16 protein-coding genes are annotated in these 15,596 nt (G+C 64.2%); 3 read left to right on the top strand and 13 right to left on the bottom strand.

Annotated elements, in window-relative coordinates; translation table 11 throughout:
• Window positions 1-106: 106 nt before the first annotated feature.
• The 4 genes from ACS7SF_RS18750 to ACS7SF_RS18735 form a co-directional block, all read right to left on the bottom strand.
• Window positions 107-3,202, bottom strand: a complete 3,096-nt coding sequence (locus ACS7SF_RS18750) for an efflux RND transporter permease subunit (protein ID WP_439893659.1) — start codon at window positions 3,200-3,202, stop codon at window positions 107-109.
• 2 nt (window positions 3,203-3,204) lie between these two features.
• Window positions 3,205-4,362 (bottom strand): efflux RND transporter periplasmic adaptor subunit, encoded by a 1,158-nt coding sequence (locus tag ACS7SF_RS18745; RefSeq protein WP_439893658.1) that lies wholly within the window; start codon window positions 4,360-4,362, stop codon window positions 3,205-3,207.
• A 4-nt stretch (window positions 4,363-4,366) separates the two neighbouring features.
• Window positions 4,367-5,728, bottom strand: coding sequence for a TolC family protein (locus ACS7SF_RS18740; protein WP_439893657.1), 1,362 nt, complete (start codon window positions 5,726-5,728; stop codon window positions 4,367-4,369).
• A 168-nt stretch (window positions 5,729-5,896) separates the two neighbouring features.
• On the bottom strand, window positions 5,897-6,283 hold the full coding sequence (locus tag ACS7SF_RS18735) for a MerR family transcriptional regulator (RefSeq protein ID WP_439893656.1): 387 nt from the start codon (window positions 6,281-6,283) through the stop codon (window positions 5,897-5,899).
• Between the two features lie 85 nt (window positions 6,284-6,368).
• On the opposite strand from ACS7SF_RS18735, the gene ACS7SF_RS18730 reads away from it, so the two are divergent.
• Window positions 6,369-6,791, top strand: a complete 423-nt coding sequence (locus ACS7SF_RS18730) for a hypothetical protein (protein WP_439893655.1) — start codon at window positions 6,369-6,371, stop codon at window positions 6,789-6,791.
• Here the strand turns inward: ACS7SF_RS18730 and ACS7SF_RS18725 are convergent.
• The 8 genes from ACS7SF_RS18725 to ACS7SF_RS18690 form a co-directional block, all read right to left on the bottom strand.
• Window positions 6,788-7,222 carry a BON domain-containing protein gene (locus tag ACS7SF_RS18725; RefSeq protein WP_439893654.1) on the bottom strand — a complete coding sequence of 145 codons (435 nt, stop codon included), beginning with the start codon at window positions 7,220-7,222 and terminating at the stop codon, window positions 6,788-6,790. The two genes, ACS7SF_RS18730 and ACS7SF_RS18725, sit on opposite strands and share 4 nt — an antisense overlap.
• Window positions 7,223-7,306: 84 nt before the next feature.
• A complete protein-coding gene (locus ACS7SF_RS18720) occupies window positions 7,307-7,789 on the bottom strand; it encodes a DoxX family protein (RefSeq protein WP_439893653.1) in 483 nt (160 codons plus the stop codon).
• The gene (locus ACS7SF_RS18715) at window positions 7,786-8,553 is read right to left on the bottom strand and encodes an HvfC/BufC family peptide modification chaperone (protein WP_439893652.1); all 768 of its coding nucleotides are present in this window, start codon (window positions 8,551-8,553) and stop codon (window positions 7,786-7,788) included. Before ACS7SF_RS18715 ends, ACS7SF_RS18720 begins: the two co-directional genes overlap by 4 nt.
• Window positions 8,540-9,430: a DUF692 domain-containing protein gene (locus ACS7SF_RS18710; protein ID WP_439893651.1), complete on the bottom strand. Its 891-nt coding sequence runs from the start codon at window positions 9,428-9,430 to the stop codon at window positions 8,540-8,542. The genes ACS7SF_RS18715 and ACS7SF_RS18710 overlap by 14 nt, the downstream gene beginning before the upstream one ends.
• Before the next feature lie 28 nt (window positions 9,431-9,458).
• Window positions 9,459-9,725: a BufA1 family periplasmic bufferin-type metallophore gene (locus ACS7SF_RS18705; protein WP_439893650.1), complete on the bottom strand. Its 267-nt coding sequence runs from the start codon at window positions 9,723-9,725 to the stop codon at window positions 9,459-9,461.
• A gap of 217 nt (window positions 9,726-9,942) precedes the next feature.
• Window positions 9,943-10,479 carry a DNA-binding protein gene (locus ACS7SF_RS18700; protein ID WP_439893649.1) on the bottom strand — a complete coding sequence of 179 codons (537 nt, stop codon included), beginning with the start codon at window positions 10,477-10,479 and terminating at the stop codon, window positions 9,943-9,945.
• 129 nt (window positions 10,480-10,608) lie between these two features.
• Window positions 10,609-10,797, bottom strand: coding sequence for an H-NS family nucleoid-associated regulatory protein (locus ACS7SF_RS18695; protein WP_426400198.1), 189 nt, complete (start codon window positions 10,795-10,797; stop codon window positions 10,609-10,611).
• A 237-nt stretch (window positions 10,798-11,034) separates the two neighbouring features.
• The gene (locus ACS7SF_RS18690; RefSeq protein ID WP_439893648.1) at window positions 11,035-11,937 is read right to left on the bottom strand and encodes a DMT family transporter; all 903 of its coding nucleotides are present in this window, start codon (window positions 11,935-11,937) and stop codon (window positions 11,035-11,037) included.
• Window positions 11,938-12,067: 130 nt separating this feature from the next.
• Between ACS7SF_RS18690 and ACS7SF_RS18685 the strand changes: the two genes are divergently transcribed.
• Together ACS7SF_RS18685 and ggt are read left to right on the top strand one after the other, a co-directional pair.
• The gene (locus ACS7SF_RS18685) at window positions 12,068-12,520 is read left to right on the top strand and encodes an Lrp/AsnC family transcriptional regulator (protein ID WP_439893647.1); all 453 of its coding nucleotides are present in this window, start codon (window positions 12,068-12,070) and stop codon (window positions 12,518-12,520) included.
• Between the two features lie 167 nt (window positions 12,521-12,687).
• Entirely contained in the window at window positions 12,688-14,418 is a 1,731-nt protein-coding gene (gene ggt / locus ACS7SF_RS18680) for a gamma-glutamyltransferase (RefSeq protein ID WP_439893646.1), read from the top strand.
• A 178-nt stretch (window positions 14,419-14,596) separates the two neighbouring features.
• On the opposite strand, the gene ACS7SF_RS18675 is transcribed toward ggt, so the two are convergent.
• Window positions 14,597-15,496, bottom strand: coding sequence for a LysR family transcriptional regulator (locus ACS7SF_RS18675; protein WP_439893645.1), 900 nt, complete (start codon window positions 15,494-15,496; stop codon window positions 14,597-14,599).
• Between the last annotated feature and the right edge of the window lie 100 nt (window positions 15,497-15,596).

The following is a 15,596-nucleotide window of genomic DNA, read 5'->3' as shown; positions in this document are numbered from 1 at the left end:
CGCGCCCGGCCAGCCATGGGATTGATCCGATTCTGGCGGGCGCACAAAGAAACGGGCGCACCATTGGTCAGACGGTGCGCCCGTTGCGTTTGGAGACGTCAGCCGATCAGGGCAGCATGGCGGCGGTGGGGCTCACATCCGAATCGCGCGAGGGCGGACGGCGATGGCGGTGCGCCCACGTGAACACCACCGGCAACACCAGCAGCGTGAGGATCGTCGTCGTCACCATGCCGCCGACGATCACCAGCGCGAGCGGCCGTTGTGCCTCCGAGCCAATGCTGTGCGACAGCGCCGCCGGCAGCAGCCCCAAGCCCGCCAGCATGGCCGTCATGATCACCGGGCGCAGGCGCAGCGCGGCACCTTCCACCGTGGCTTCGCGTAGGTTCTCAGACTGCGCCAGCCGGTTGACGTACGAGATCAAGATCACGCCATCCTGAATCGCAATGCCGAACAGTGACAGGAAACCGATGCCCGCCGAGATCGACAGCGTCTCGTTGGCGATGTGGAGCGCCAGCAGCCCGCCAATGGCCGCGAAGGGCACGTTCAGCACCACCATCAGCGCATCCTTGAAGTTGCCGAACGTGCTGTACAGCAGCAGGAAGATGACGAGAATCGTCAGCGGCACGATCACCATCAGCTTGCCCTGGGCGACCTTCATCTCGTTGAACTGGCCGTCCCACTTCACGGTGTAGCCTTCCGGCAGCTTGACGTTGTTGCCCACCACGCGCTGCGCCTCGTCCACGGCGCTGCCGAGGTCACGCCCGCGCACGCCAAACTTGATGGCGATGTAGCGCTTGCCTTCCTCGCGATAGATGAAGAACGGGCCGTCGGTCATTTCTACCTTGGCGATCATCGAGAGCGGAATGTGCTGGCCATCGGGCGTATCGATCAGCAGTTCGCGGATGGCGTCGTACGAGGCGCGTGCCTGCTGATTCAGGCGCACCGCCAGCCCGAACGATTTCTCGCCCTCCAGGATCTGCGTGACCGGCGCGCCGCCAATGGCGTACTGCACGAGGTTCTGCACATCGCTCACGTTGATATTGAAGCGCGCGGCGGCCTGGCGGTCGATCGACACATTCAGCGTGGGCTGGCCCAGCTCGCGGAAGATGCCCACGTCCACCAACCCCGGCACCTTCTTGAGCTGCGCCTGGATTTCATTGGCCTTGGCTTCGAGCATATTCAGGTCGTTGCCGAACAGCTTGACGGAGTTCTCGCCCTTCACGCCCGAGAGCGCCTCATCCACATTGTCCTGGATGTACTGCGAGAAGTTGAATTCGATACCGGGAATCTTCTCCAGATGCTTCGACAGGCGCTCGACCAGTTTGCCCTTGGTCATGCCGGCCTCCCACTTGTCGGGCGGCGCAAAGTACAAGCCGTATTCCTGATTGAACACGCCGGTGGAGTCGGTACCGTCGTCCGGGCGGCCAATCTGTACGGAGACCTGCTTGATTTCCGGCTGCTTGACGAAGTACGCGCGCAAGTCGTTCGCCACCGACGCGGAGTAATCCAGGTCCACCGTATTGGGCAGCGTGATGCGTAGCCACAGGTTGTTTTCTTCCAGCGTGGGCAGGAATTCCGTGCCAAGGAAGCTCGCGCTATACAGCGTCAGACCCAGCGCGGCGAGGGACACGGCAAACACCGTCTTCGGGCGATGGATCAGCTTGCGCAGCACCGGTTTGTACCAGCGCAGGATCGCCGTGATGAACGCGGGCGAATGCGGGTGCAGCGATTTGCCGAACACGAACGACGTGGTGGCTGGCACAAACGTCAGGCTCAGCACAATGGACGCCAGCAATGCAAAGCCCATCGTGAAGGCCATGGGCTTGAAGATGATGCCTTCCACGCCGCCAATGAAGAACAGCGGCGAATACGCCACGATGATGATGCCCGTGGAGAAGATCATCGCGCGCTGCACTTCGCTGGTGGCCTTGACGATGGCGTCGTCCAGCTTTTCGGCGCCTTCCTCCAGGTGCCGCATGATGTTTTCCATCACGATTACGGCCGCGTCGACGATCACGCCGAAGTCGATCGCCCCGAGCGAGATCAGGTTGGCCGGCACATGGAAGTGCTCCATGCTGATGAACGACACGCACAGCGCCAGCGGAATCACCGCCGCCACCACGGCCGCAGCGCGCAGGTTGCCCAGGAAGACGAACAGCACCGCCAACACCAGCGCAATGCCCACCACCAGCGTGTGTTCCACCGTGCCCATGGTGATGTCGAGCAGCACCTGGCGGTCGTAGAACGGCTTGATCTGAACCGACTTGGGCAGAACGCCGTTGTTCAGCTCCGCCACCTTTTCGCGCACCTTGGCGAGCACTTCGGTGGCATTCGCGTCGCGCTTGAGCAGGACGATGCCTTCCACCACGTCTGGCTGGTCGTTGTACTGCACTTGCCCCAAGCGCTGCACGTTGCCGACTTCCACTTCGGCAATGTCGCGCACGCGCACCGGCACGCCGTTGTTGGTGTTGACCACCACATTGCGGATGTCGTCCACGGTCTGCAGCAGGCCCACGCCGCGCACCACGAACTGCTGTTCGCCATCGCGCAGCAGGTTGCCGCCGGTGTTGTTGTTGGCATTGCCGATGGCCGTGATGAGCTGCGACAGCGTGATGCCGTACGACTGCAGCTTCGCCGGCGACGGCACGATGTGGTACTCCTTCACCTTGCCGCCAAAGGAGCTCACATCGGCCACGCCCTGCACGTGCTTGAGCCCCTTGGAGATGTCGTAGTCCTGATAGCTCTTGAGCGTCGTCAGGTCCACGCCATCGCCCACCAGGCGAAAGCGCATGATCTCGCCCGTGGCGTCGGAGTCAGGGCTCAAAGACGACTGCACGCCCGTTGGCAGGTTGGCACTCGCCAGATACTGCGAAAAATTCTGTCGCGCCTTGAAGCTATCGGTGCCTTCCTTGAACTTGAGCGTCACCACCGACAGCCCGAATAGCGACACCGACCGGAACGACTGCACATCCGGCACGCCGGCCAGCGCGTTTTCAATCGGGATGGTGATCTGCTGCTCGACTTCGGTCGTGCTGCGGCCGGGCCACTGCGTAATGGCCTGTACCGACAATGGTGCCACGCCCGGATACGCCTGCAGCGGCAGTTCCTTGAACGACAGCACGCCGGCCACCAGCAGCGCGATCGCCAGGAAGACGATCAACAGCCGGCGCTTAAGAATGCCCGCGATGGGGTTGAAGCCCATGCTTACGCCCCCGCCTTGACGATCATCTCATTGAGCAGCGCGGCGCCGCGCATCACGACTTTCGACGAAGCCTCGAGCCCGGCGGTGACGGCGAAGTTGCCGTCGGTACCCGTGTCCTTGCCTTGTACCTGGACGCGCTTGAAGTGCTTGGCGTCACTCTGCACGATCACGTAGTAGCTGCCGTGATCCTTCACCAGCGCGGACTTCGGCACCACGGTTGCCTGGCCGCTGCCGGTCTGGATACGTGCCGTGGCGTACATCTCGGGGCGCAGCAGGCCGTCGGGGTTGGGCACGTCGCAGCGCACCGTCAACGTATGCGTGGCCGGGTCGATGTTCGGTGCGATGAAGCTCACGCGGCCCGTGAACTCGCGATCCGGATACGCCGAGGTGTGCAGCGAGATCGGCTGCCCGATGCGCACGCTCGCAATGTCGTTCTCATACACATTGCCGGTAAACCACAGCACGCGTGTATCGACGATGCTCATGAACGAGTCGCCCACGTTTAGGAAGGCGCCGGGGTCCATGTTGCGCTTGACGATGGTGCCCGAGATGGGCGCGCGCAGCGTCAGGTGTTCGGCCGGCGCACCGCGCTTGGCGATCTGCGCGACATCGGCATCGGACATGCCCAGCACGTGCAGGCGGCCGGCGGCGGATTGCACGGTGGCGTCCGCATCGTCCTGCAGGTCCTTCATGTTGGAGCCTTTGAGCTGGCGGGCGGTGTTCAGCGCCAGCAGATATTCCTTCTGCGCGGAGATGAAGTCCGGCGCGTACAACTGGGCAATCGGCTGGCCCTCACGCACCAGGGCGCCTTCGAAGAGAAGAATCTGGTCCAGCCGGCCAGCCACACGTGCCGACGCCAGCTTGGTGCGCTCGGCGTTGTAGGCGAGCTTGCCGGGCGTGGACAGCTCCACCGGCACCGCAAGCTGGCTGACTTGCGCAACCTGCACCTGTTGCGGGTCGAAGCCGCCATCGGGAATTTCAACGGAATCCGGCTTCGGACGTGCAGGCGCATTGGCGGCAGGGGCCGAAGCAGTGTCCACAGCAGGCTTCGCGACATCCGCCGGCGATCCGGCAGACGGCCACTTGCGACCCACTACCACGCCAACAGCAAGGGCGGCAGCCAAGGCAATCACAGCAACGACGGGAGAGAACTTCTTCATGATCTTATTGAGCTTGAACCGGCGAGCGGCCAGTGGCCGCCATCAGCGCGTGATAAGCCTGCAGGGCCGTGGCCTGTGCCTGGGCGACCGACAGTTCAGCGTTCTTGAGCGCGCCCTGGGCGGTGAGCAGGTCGTTGAAATCGGCGTTGTTGCTGGCGTAGTTGGTCATCGTCACGCGATACGCCGCCAGCGCCTGCGGCAGTTGCCGCTGCTTGTTGAAATCGAGCTGTGCGAGCGTCTGGCGCAGCGTGTTGTAGGCGGTATCGACGGCCAGCAACGTTTGCTGGCGCACCGACACATCGTTGGCCTCGGTGGCGATCTGGCTCTCCACCGCCTGGTTCACGCCGTACTTCTCTTTGGTGAAGAACCAGAACGGGATGATCACGTCGAGCTCGATCTGATAACTGTTCGGGCGCACGCCGTAGGGCGGGTTGTCCGTCGTGACGGTGGCGATGACCTGAAAGTCGGGCAGGTACGCCTTGCGCGCCAGCGTCACGCTTTTGCGAGCGGCGTCCATCAACTCGGCGGATGCCTTGATCGACGGGTGCTCGCGCAGCGCCTGGTTTTCCAACTCGGGCAGCGGCTCTTCAGGCAGGCGCACGGCATCGTCATCGGCGCGCAGCACGAGCGGGAAGCTCGGGTCCTTGCCGATCAGCGTATTGAGCGTCTGCACCGTGCTGTCGTACTGGCGTTGCGCGGCAAACAGGTCGTTCTGCGCGCTGCTCTGCATGACCTGCGCGTTGAGGAAGTCAGCGTAGGCGGCAGCGTTGTTGGCGTAGCGTACGCGCGTGATCTGCTTGACCTGCTCGAGCCGCGTGATGGTCAGCTTCTGTACGTCGATCTGCTTCTGCAGCGCGATCGCCTGGTAGTACGTGGTGGAAAGCTGCGCGTAGAGCTGCAGATACAGCGCATCGGTCTGCGCGTTCAGCGATTCGGCCTGGCGGTCGGCAATTTCGGCCGCCAAGGCTTTCTTGCCCGGAAACGGAATCTGCTGCGTCAGGTTGTACTGGCTGCCGCCCGCGCGGTTGACGGCCAGCGGGAACCCCTTGGGAATGCTGTTCCAGATGTAGCCGACCTGCGGGTTGTTGGGCGCGGCAAGCTGCGGCGGGATCGACTTGGCCGACAGATAGGCGTGACGCCCCTGGATGAGCTGCGGGTTGTTGCTCTTGAGTTCTTGCAGAAGCTCGACGAGGTTGAAGCCCGGGCCGGTAACGCCTGGCACCGATGGCTTGACCGGCGGCATGGTGGCCACCGGCATGCTGGCAGCGGCCGGCGCGGAGCCAGCAGCCCAAGCGGCAGGCGGCAGGCAGGCGAACGCGCACAGCACAGCCCACGCCCGCGGATGAAAGGCACCCCAATGTTTCACTGCAACAGACTCCCCTTGAGACCGGAGCGTTTTTACCGAGGCGATCTTTCAAGCGCCTTTCACGGCTGAGCAAGCCATGAAGGGTGCGCGACGATGCCAAAACCGCGTGAAAAAGCCGCCCCACGACGGCAGTCTGCGACAGTTATATGACAAGACATATCGGCCGTCTCAGGCCGGTGCAAGCGGGCACGGCAGCCCAACGCGGGCGGCAAGCGCATCGCGCGTGGCTTGCAGGCTGGCGATGCGGGCGTCGATGGCGGACAGCTTGTCGCGCAGGAGGGCAGTCACGGCGGCGTCCGTGTCGGGTTGCTGCCACACCTGCGCCATGCCGTCGCCAATTTCGGCGAGCGTGAAGCCCAGTTGCTGGGCCGTGCGTATGTAGCGCACCAGTTCGACGGCTTCGGGGGGATAGGCGCGGTAGCCGTTGCTGCGTCGGCGGGCGCGGAGCAGGCCGCGTGCTTCATAAAACCGCAGGCCATCCCGCGAGACGCCGGTGGCGGCCGCCAGGTCGCCGATGGAGAGATCGTCCGGCTGAGTGGGCAAGGGTGTTGGCATGGTTGGTAGGGCAAAAAGCGGGCTTGACCTTGGAGCGTACACCAACCTTTAACGTGGCGGCCCATTCACTTGCCGGAGCTTCGTCATGGTTTCCGAATCAACGTTTGTGCGTTTCATGCGGGCCAGCGCCTGGTATGACCTGATCGTATCTGCGCCGTTTGCCACGCCCTGGACGTTTGCGCTGCTGCACCAGGCGCTCAATGCGCTGGCGGGCAGGCTCGGCATCGGCAGCCTGCCGGCGTTCGAGCCGGCTCACCTGCTGATGGCCAATCTGATGGGGTCGGTGGTGTGCGTGTGGTCGGTACTGCGTCTTCGCCAGTCAAGCGTGACACTGGGCCGGTACGACGCCGTCGCGCGCGGACTGTTCGCGACGTGGCAGGCCTATGCGCTGGCATCGGGCGCCACGTTGCTGGTGGTGCCGTTTCTGGTGGTGGAGATTGGCTTCGGGCTGTTGCAAGCGATGCCCGTCAGCCGCGTGCCCGGCCGAACGGGCACGCAGGCGGCCTAACGCGCGGGCGACGCAGCGGGGGCGCTCGCGGGGGCGTCGGGCGGCAAGCCCGGCGGGATCAGCGGACCGCCGCCCAGCACTTGCATGCGGGAGAGGATACGCAACTGGTTGTCGAACTTGGCTGGATCGACAAAGCGCTTCACGTCGTCGCCGGCGCGGCGGGCCATTTCGGGAGTATCGACCCAGCCCGTCAGCGTGACCTTGCCCTCGGGCGTGGTGTGGATGCGGATCTGGCGCGGGTTGAGCGCGGTGTCCTGGTCCAGTGCCGCCTTCACCTGATACGACAGCAGCGAGTCGTCCGTCATGCGGGCGCCGGTGCTGTTCGGGCTATCGCCCAGCGCGCATGCGGTGAGCAGCGCCGCCGCACCCATCGCAGCCAACGTACTCACCGAGGCAGCCGGGGCCAGGAAAGACAACTGAGGGAAGCGCATCGATGCTCCTGAAGGAATGACGACGAGTCCACATCATAAGCCCGCCACCCAGGCGCATGAACGCTATATCCCTCGTGTATCCCGTCAAGCCGCCCGCGCGGCGGTATCGGCCCGGCGCTGCCACAGCGTTTGCACCGCCAGCCAGCCCGGTCCCACAGTCGCCACGATGGCAATCAGCACGCCCCATACGAAGTGGAATTCGATGGCCGATGCCGACAGGTTGGCCCAGTACGACAGCGCCGCCACCACGTTGACGAAGAACAGTCCCACCGCCGCCAGGCGCGGCACGATGCCGATCAGCATGAGCGTCGGAAACACCAGCTCGCCAAACGTGCCCAGCGCCGCAGCCAGCATGGGCGGCAGGAGTGGCACCTTGTATTCCTCGGTGAAGAGCAACACGGTTGTGTCCCAGTCGTGCAGCTTAGTCAGCCCGGAGCGGAAAAACACATAGAAGAGGTAGGCCCGCGCAACAAGCAGGACGAGCGCATACAAGCCGCTTTGCGCGCCGGTGATGCGGTCAAACACGGTGCGAAAGCGAGAGAGCGGGGCAAGGGTAGCGGTCTTCATGGTGTGTCTCCGGAGGCGATTGCCGGTTGTGCAGACAGTGCGAGCAGCCCGGCGTGATAGAGGCCCGAAAGGCAGGCGGTGAGGTCAAAGCTCGCGCGATCGCGCAGTGTTTGTGTGAGGGCGTCCTGCAGCGACGGGGTGGCGTCGCAGGCGGCCAGGAAGGCAGCGGTGCCGGCGTCGATGTCGAGCACGGCCACGCGTTCTTCGCGCACGGTGACGATGGCAGCTTCGCCTCGGCGCAGGTCGATGTCGGCCAATGCCACGGTGGCGTCCGGCTGATGCGCGCGCCAGATCGAAACCACCGGCCACGCCGAGGCCATCCACCATGCGCCGTTGACCAGCCCAGCGCGGATCGTCTCTGCGGGTTGCGTGAGCAGCGCGCTGAGCGCGGTGGCATCCAGCAATCCGGTCGCGGCATCGGGGGCGTAGTGCGCCCAGTGCACGCGCCATTCCAGCTGCGCCACATCGGCTAAATAGGGCACGCTGCTGGCCAATGGCGAATGCGCGATCACATCGGGCAGCGCATCGCCGTAACGATGCAGGTTCGGCGAGGTGGACCCCTGCACAGCCAGCGTGTCGCGCACGATGGCATAAAAACAGTCCTCGCCGACGAGCGCCCGGCACACCGGGTACGCGCTCGCCAACGCATTGCGCAGGATGACCAAGCGCGCATTGCGATACACCGCCACGCCGCGCGAGGCATCGTCCGACGCAGGTGTGGTGAGTGTGCCGACCAGGTCGGCCTGCCAATCACGCAGGCACATGATGGGCCTCCACTCGCTGCGATGCATGCGATGTTGTATGGCCATCTAGGATGGCCTGCGCACGTTCCACTTCCTGCAGCAGCACGTGCACCGGTGGAAGATCAGCATCCCATTCGATGAGCGTCGGCCGTGCGCCGTGCGCCGCAACCCACGCCTCGTAAATCGCCCAGACCGGCGCATGCACGGGGGCGCTGTGCGTGTCGATCAGCATGCCGTCTTCCTCGCTGAAGCCGGCGAGGTGGATTTCGCCGACGTGCATGGGGTCGATATCGGCCAGCACCGATTCCACTTGCATGTGGACATTCGCGCCGTGGTTGACGCTGTTCACGTACAGGTTGTTCAGGTCGAGCAGGATGCCGCAGCCGGTGCGACGGGCGAGCAGGGTGAGGAATGCGCCCTCCGTGATGGCGTCGCTGGCATCGACGAGCGCGCGGCAGTCGATGTAGGCGGCGATGTTTTCGATGAACAGCGGCCGCTTGAGGATGTCCTGCGCGCGCATGATGTTGGCGCACACGATGTCGAGCGACTCGCGGGAATAGGGCAGGGGCAGCAGATCGTTGACGACCTGTGCGCCGCTGCGGTTGAAGCACAGGTGCTCGGAAATGGCGGCCGGGGCAACAGCATCGGCCAGCACGGCGATGGCGCGCACGTGGTCGATGTCGAGGCCATCGGCGTTGCCGAGCCCCATGCCCACGCCATGCAGGCTGACGGGCTGGTGCGCCCGTGCGGCTAGCAGCGCGGCGCGGGCGGGGCCGCCATACAGATAGTTTTCGCTGTGCACTTCCACCCAGGGGAAGCGGGCTTCCCCGTGCAGCAGGGCGGGGAAATGCGGGGCGCGCAGGCCGGCGCCGGCGCACGTGGGCAGGGTTGTCTGCATGGCGGTCACCCGATGTGCTGCGTGGCGCTTACTTGGACATCGGCTGCATCGTGCCGCCCATCTGCGCGCAGGTGCCGGCCGGCACGTACTTCCACGACATCGGGTCCTTGTCGATCTTCGATTGGCCGGCGCAGGCGTGGGCGCTGCCGGGGCTGGCGCAGTCGTTCTGGCCGGCCTTGGCCACGCCGTAGCACTTTTCCTTGCCGGCGGCATCGGCAGCGTGCACCGGGGTGGACAGGGCGCCCAGTGCGAGCAGGCTACCCAGGGCGGCGGCGATCATGGCGTGTTGTTTCATTTGCGTTCTCCTTGATTGAGCAGGTGTCGTTAAACGGCAGACCGGGGGAAATCCCTTGCCGTACGGTGCACTGCGACATCGCGCAGATGTGTTCCGTGCAACTTGGTCGACGCTTGCACACGTTCCTGACACGGAGAACGGAATTTTTTTTGAGGGCGTCACCGCCAACAAAAAAAGGCGACCCAATGGGCCGCCTTTCGAGCAAAACAGGAAAGATTTACTTGGCGTGGTTTGCCGAGCGTGTGCGGGCTGCCTTCTTGGCTGCAGCGGACCGACCTGCCGCGCCCTTGGTGGCAGCCCCCTTCTTGGCCGCCGCCGAACGCTCGCTGGAGGACCGTTTGGATGCCGCGCTATGCGCCTGCTTGGAAAGCGACGACTTGGATGCGGCTGCGTGGCCTTCCTTCTTCAGTGTGCGGGTGGTGGTCTTGCTGCGCTTGCTCGTGGATTCCTTGCTGGCGCTGGCGCTGGCGTGGCTGCCCTTCTTGCCGCCGGCCCCACCAGCCTTCACGTCGCGCTCAGCCTTCTTGCGGGTGGCCGCCGAAGCCTTGCCTTCGCCCGGCGGCTTAACGGCAACGCCTGAGCGGCGGGCCTTGGACAGCCCGATCGCGATGGCTTGCTTGGTGTTCTTGGCACCGTGCTTGCCCTCGCGGATGTGATCCATTTCTTCCTTGACGAAGTTGCCTGCCTGCGTCGAGGCGGCCTTGCCGTGGCGCTTGTCGGCGCGCGCACGTTCTACGGTTTTGCGTTCCGGCATGATGACGTCCTCCGTTGAGTTGGAGCGCCAGCCGGGCCGTGCAATGGTGAAGGTGGATTGATGCGTCAAACCGGCGGCGCTTGTGCACACATCCACGCAACCCGCGTACCAGCACCTTCGCAAACGCGCTCAGCCGATACGGAAATGCTCGATGCTCTGTCCAGCATTGACCGCGCGTTGCAGCCAGTCCGGCATGTCGCCGTTGCCGTCCCAGTGCTGGCCGTCAGCGCTCATATACGTCGGGCCGGCGGGCGGGGGCGGAGCATCAAAGCAACCGTGCGCCTGCAGGTCTTCGACAGACAGGCCATAGGTTTCCATTTGTTCCCGGATCCAGGCGACCGCGTGTTCGCGGTCCGGCAGTGGCGGGTGACCTTCCTTCATCTTGTGCGTATGTTTGGGTTTTTTCTGTCCGCCGGGCGCCGTGACGCCTTGAGAGGGAGAGAGGCAGGCGCAGGGCGCGCCTTGCATCGGCGGAAAACGCACAAGAATAACAGCAGTTTGCCCGCCGATTCATGTTCTGAATGGGGCGGGTTATTGCAGGATTTAACAGCGGTGTTATTTAACGGCAGTCGATTCATTCCGCGAATGGAGCCAACGGTAGGGTGACCACCCGAGATTCATCCCCGCCGCCGCCAGCAGGATGGCGCCCGCTCCGAGAAACTGCGGTACCTGCAACCGGTGCCCAAAGGCGACGATGTTGACCACGATGGCCACGATCGGGTAGATGAACGACAGCGAGCCCGTCAGGTGCGTGGGCAGCCGCTGGATGGCGCCGTAGAGCAGGATGTACATCAGCCCCGTGTGCACCACGCCCACCGTCACCAGAATCACCCACGTACGCGCATCGGCCGGTGCGTGCGACAGATTGGCCAGCGGCGCCAGCATCAGCACGCCCACACACACCTGGATCAGCGCGATCAGGTGCGGCGGCGTGCCGGCCAGCTTCTTGGTGATGATGGCCGCCACCGCATACGCAAACGCCGCACCGAGGGCCAGCGCAATCCCCATCAGGTAATCCGTGCCCGCGCTGGCGGCCGGCCCCACCTGCACAATCAGCACCACGCCGACGAAGGCGATGGCCAGCCACGTCAGCTTGGCGGCGGTCAGCTTTTCCGACAGGAATAGCGCGCCAAGGCCAACGAGCATGAACGGCTGCGTGTTGTAGACCGCCGTGGCAATCGAGATGGACGCCCGCGGATACGCCGCAAACAACAGCAGCCAATTGATGACGATGGCCACCCCGCCCAGCGCCGCAATGCCCGCGCGCCGCCACGTAATCGCGCCGCGCAGCAGCCCGAGGCCCGCGCACACCGCCAGCAGCGTGATCGCCCCGAACAGGCAGCGCCAGAACACCACGTCCATGACGGGCTGCCCCGAGCGCACCACGAACCAGCCGATCGTTCCGGAAATCGTCATGGCAGCGGTCATTTCGACCGTGCCCCGCGTCTTGTCTTGCATGACAGTCGCCCCGTTGGTTTGTCTGGATATGAGAAGGATCGCATGCGGAGAGCGCGTTCTCCATGGATTTTCTAAGGCAAAATCAGCCTCTTTCTTCATGAAATAAGGCGAAATGCCAATTGGAGGCGCAATGAGCACGATTGATGCGTTGGATCAGCGGATTCTCGATGTTCTGCTGACCGATTCCCGTATCTCGCTCAAGCAGCTGGCCGAGCAGGTTGGGCTGTCATCGCCCAGCGTGTCGGAGCGCTTGCGGCGGCTGGAAGAGCGCGGCGTGATCCGCCAGTACACGGTCGACCTGGACCCTGCGGCGCTGGGCTACCCGCTGCAGGCCATCGTGCGGGTGCGGCCCATGCCGGGCAAGCTGCATCTCGTGCAAAAGCTGATCGAAGATATTCCGCAGATCAGCGAGTGCGACAAGGTGACGGGCGAGGATTGCTTCATCGCCCGGCTGTACGTGCAATCGATTGACCAGCTCGACCAGATCCTGGACCGCGTGGCCGATCACGCGGAAACCAACACCGCCATCGTCAAGGCGCAGCCGGTGCGCCGGCGTGCGCCGCCGTTTGCATTGGCGGGCTGAGGGGGGATTGATGGGCTGATCGGCAAGGGAGCTCTGGCGCACCGCGCGCGCGCCGCGTCAATACGGGGATGAGGCTATAGTGCCCCGGCGCACGGCCTGATAACGTTCGCGCCGATAACACGTACGCCGGCAAGACCGGCGTCAACGACGGTACCAAAGGAGCTCCTATGCAGAATCCAACAACAGGGATGCGGTGGATTGCCGCCGCAATCGCGTCGGTCAGCATTACAACGGTCGCCCAAGCGGCGTCGGTTGCGCCGGTCGCCGCAGAGAATGGGATGGTGGTGTCCGCCCAGCACCTAGCCAGCAAGGTGGGTGTGGAAGTGCTCAAGCGCGGTGGCAACGCCGTTGATGCGGCCGTGGCTGTGGGTTATGCGCTGGCCGTGGTCTATCCGGCTGCCGGCAACCTGGGCGGCGGTGGTTTCATGACCATCCAGCTGGCCGATGGGCGCAAGACTTTCCTCGACTTCCGTGAAGTCGCCCCGAAGGCCGCTACGGCCAATATGTACCTGGACAAGGACGGCAACGTTATCAAGGGCGCCTCCACCAAGGGCCATCTGGCCGTGGGCGTGCCGGGCACCGTGTCGGGCATGGAGTACGCCCGCCAGAAGTACGGCACCATGCAGCGCGCGGCACTGATCGCGCCGTCCATCGCGCTGGCTGAGAAGGGCTTCGTGCTCGATCAGGGCGACGTCGACATGCTGCTCACCTCCACCAAGGACTTCCAGGAAGACGCTGCCTCGGGTGCGATCTTCCTGAACAAGGGCCAGCCGTTCCAGGTGGGCGAGAAGCTTGTGCAGCACGACTTGGCCAAGACGCTGCGCGAGATCAGCAACAAGGGCACCGACGGCTTCTACAAGGGCTGGGTCGGGGAGGCCATTGCTGCATCGAGCAAGGCCGGCGGCGGTCTGATTACGACGGCCGACCTGAGCAGCTACAAGACGCGTGAACTGGCGCCGGTCGAGTGCGACTACCGCGGCTATCACGTGGTGTCGGCACCGCCTCCAAGCTCGGGCGGCGTGATCATCTGCGAAATGCTGAACATTCTTGAGGGCTATCCGCTCAAGGATCTGGGCTGGCATTCCGCGCAGGCCACGCACTACCAGATCGAAGCCATGCGCCACGCCTATGTGGACCGCAACAGCTACCTGGGCGACCCGGACTTCGTGAAGAACCCGCTGGACCGTCTGCTGAGCAAGGACTACGCGGCCAAGATCCGTGCCGTGATCGACCCGAAGAAGGCCGCTGTGTCGAAGGACATCAAGCCGGGCGTCGAGCCGCATGAAGGCAGCAACACGACGCACTACTCGATTGCGGACAAGTACGGCAACGCGGTGTCCGTCACGTACACGCTCAACGACTGGTTTGGCGCCAAGGTCACGGCGGCCAAGACGGGCGTGATCCTGAACGACGAGATGGATGACTTCACCGCCAAGGTCGGCGTGCCGAACCTGTACGGTCTGGTGCAGGGTCAAGCCAACTCGATCGCTCCGGGCAAGCGTCCGCTGTCGTCGATGAGCCCGACCATCGTCACCAAGGATGGCAAGCCCGTCATGGTGGTGGGCACGCCGGGTGGCAGCCGCATCATCACGGCCGTCATGCTGACCATGATCAACGCCATCGACTACGGCATGAACGTGCAGGAAGCCGTCGACATGCCGCGCTTCCACCAGCAATGGCTGCCGGACGTGACCAACGTCGAGCCGTACGCGCTGTCGCCGGATACGCGCAAGGTGCTGACCGACATGGGCCACAACCTGGGCGCGCCGCAGCCGGCCAACCATCTGGCGGCCATCATCGTCGGGGCGCCGTCGCTGGGCGGCAAGCCGGTCGGCAACAACAAGTTCTATGGCGCGAATGATCCGCGTCGCAACACGGGGTTGGCTGCCGGTTATTGACCAGCGCTGCACCACGAAAAACCCGCCGATACTCCGGCGGGTTTTTTGTTGCTTGGCGCCAGCGTTAAGGGCAATGGTCGGCCGATCCGAGCTTGGAGTTGCGCCTGCCACGGTCAGCGACGTGTCGTCCTTCACATCTCCAGCGTGTTCAGGTCGTCCAGCACGTTGTCGTGGTCGCCTAGAGTGGACGCGCAGGATCCTGTGCCGCCAGGAAATCAATGAACGTACGCACCTTGGCCGACAGGTATTTCCGGCTCGGATATACGGCATGCAGCGTTGTCTTGAAGTTGAGCACATCCGGCAGCAGCGCTTTCAGCCGGCCCTGCGCAATGTCGGCCTGTACCATCCAGGTGGGCAGAAAGACGACGCCCATGCCTTCCAGGGCGGCCAGATGCAGCACCGTTTCGTTCTCGCTTTGCATGATGGTTCGGAAGGTGACGGTCTGCGGGCCTTCAGGGCTGTCCAGGGTCAAACTGTTGCCGGTGCCCATGCCGCTGTAGCGCAGCAGCGCGTGGCCGTTGAGGTCGGACACGGCCCGAGGGGGGCCTGTGCGTTCCAGATAAGCGGGCGATGCCATCAGGCCAAACTCGATCTGCATCAACGGACGGGCCACCAGCCCGGGGTCGAGCCGGTCTGGCCTGGTGGCGCGCAGCGCCAGGTCGAAGCCTTCATCCACCAGGTTCACGATTCGGCCGCTCAGGTCCATATCCAGGCACACATCGGGGTAGCGGCGGTGATAGTCGGCCAGTAAGCCGGTAAAGCGCGGGCTGGCCACCCACACCGGCGCACTGAGCTTGAGCGTGCCGCGAGGCGTGACGGTGACATTGCTGATGGCGGCTTCCACCTCGTCCAACCCTTCCAGCGTCGCTCTGGCCTGGCTGAAGTACAGCGCGCCGGCTTCGGTCAGGCTGACGTGGCGGCTCGTCCGGTTGAGCAGGCGATTGCCCAGGCGGCTTTCCAGGTGCATCACGTGTTTGCTTGCCATGGCAGGCGAGAGGTCCAGTCGCTTGGCGGCGGCAGCAAAGCTGCGCAACTCCGCCACCGTGCAGAACACACGCAGGCTGGTCAGGGTGTCCATCGGATCATCAACCAATAGGAAATGATCCGGCAACTCTACGCTAATTGATTGCTCGATAGAAAATCACGATGCTATGCAAACGCGCTGTCCGGCATGGCGG

Source organism: Ralstonia sp. 25C (genome assembly GCF_051904805.1).
Taxonomy (GTDB): domain Bacteria; phylum Pseudomonadota; class Gammaproteobacteria; order Burkholderiales; family Burkholderiaceae; genus Ralstonia.
Note: the sequence above shows the minus strand (reverse complement) of the source record. Positions and strands in the feature narration are given on the sequence as shown.

Coding starts and splice junctions, on each gene's coding strand:
- ACS7SF_RS18750 (WP_439893659.1), bottom strand. CDS start 3,202: ATGGGCTTCAACCCCATCGCGGGCATTCTTAAGCGCCGGCTGTTGATC.
- ACS7SF_RS18745 (WP_439893658.1), bottom strand. CDS start 4,362: ATGAAGAAGTTCTCTCCCGTCGTTGCTGTGATTGCCTTGGCTGCCGCC.
- ACS7SF_RS18735 (WP_439893656.1), bottom strand. CDS start 6,283: ATGCCAACACCCTTGCCCACTCAGCCGGACGATCTCTCCATCGGCGAC.
- ACS7SF_RS18730 (WP_439893655.1), top strand. CDS start 6,369: ATGGTTTCCGAATCAACGTTTGTGCGTTTCATGCGGGCCAGCGCCTGG.
- ACS7SF_RS18725 (WP_439893654.1), bottom strand. CDS start 7,222: ATGCGCTTCCCTCAGTTGTCTTTCCTGGCCCCGGCTGCCTCGGTGAGT.
- ACS7SF_RS18720 (WP_439893653.1), bottom strand. CDS start 7,789: ATGAAGACCGCTACCCTTGCCCCGCTCTCTCGCTTTCGCACCGTGTTT.
- ACS7SF_RS18715 (WP_439893652.1), bottom strand. CDS start 8,553: ATGTGCCTGCGTGATTGGCAGGCCGACCTGGTCGGCACACTCACCACA.
- ACS7SF_RS18710 (WP_439893651.1), bottom strand. CDS start 9,430: ATGCAGACAACCCTGCCCACGTGCGCCGGCGCCGGCCTGCGCGCCCCG.
- ACS7SF_RS18705 (WP_439893650.1), bottom strand. CDS start 9,725: ATGAAACAACACGCCATGATCGCCGCCGCCCTGGGTAGCCTGCTCGCA.
- ACS7SF_RS18700 (WP_439893649.1), bottom strand. CDS start 10,479: ATGCCGGAACGCAAAACCGTAGAACGTGCGCGCGCCGACAAGCGCCAC.
- ACS7SF_RS18695 (WP_426400198.1), bottom strand. CDS start 10,797: ATGGAAACCTATGGCCTGTCTGTCGAAGACCTGCAGGCGCACGGTTGC.
- ACS7SF_RS18690 (WP_439893648.1), bottom strand. CDS start 11,937: ATGCAAGACAAGACGCGGGGCACGGTCGAAATGACCGCTGCCATGACG.
- ACS7SF_RS18685 (WP_439893647.1), top strand. CDS start 12,068: ATGAGCACGATTGATGCGTTGGATCAGCGGATTCTCGATGTTCTGCTG.
- ggt (WP_439893646.1), top strand. CDS start 12,688: ATGCAGAATCCAACAACAGGGATGCGGTGGATTGCCGCCGCAATCGCG.
- ACS7SF_RS18675 (WP_439893645.1), bottom strand. CDS start 15,496: ATGGACACCCTGACCAGCCTGCGTGTGTTCTGCACGGTGGCGGAGTTG.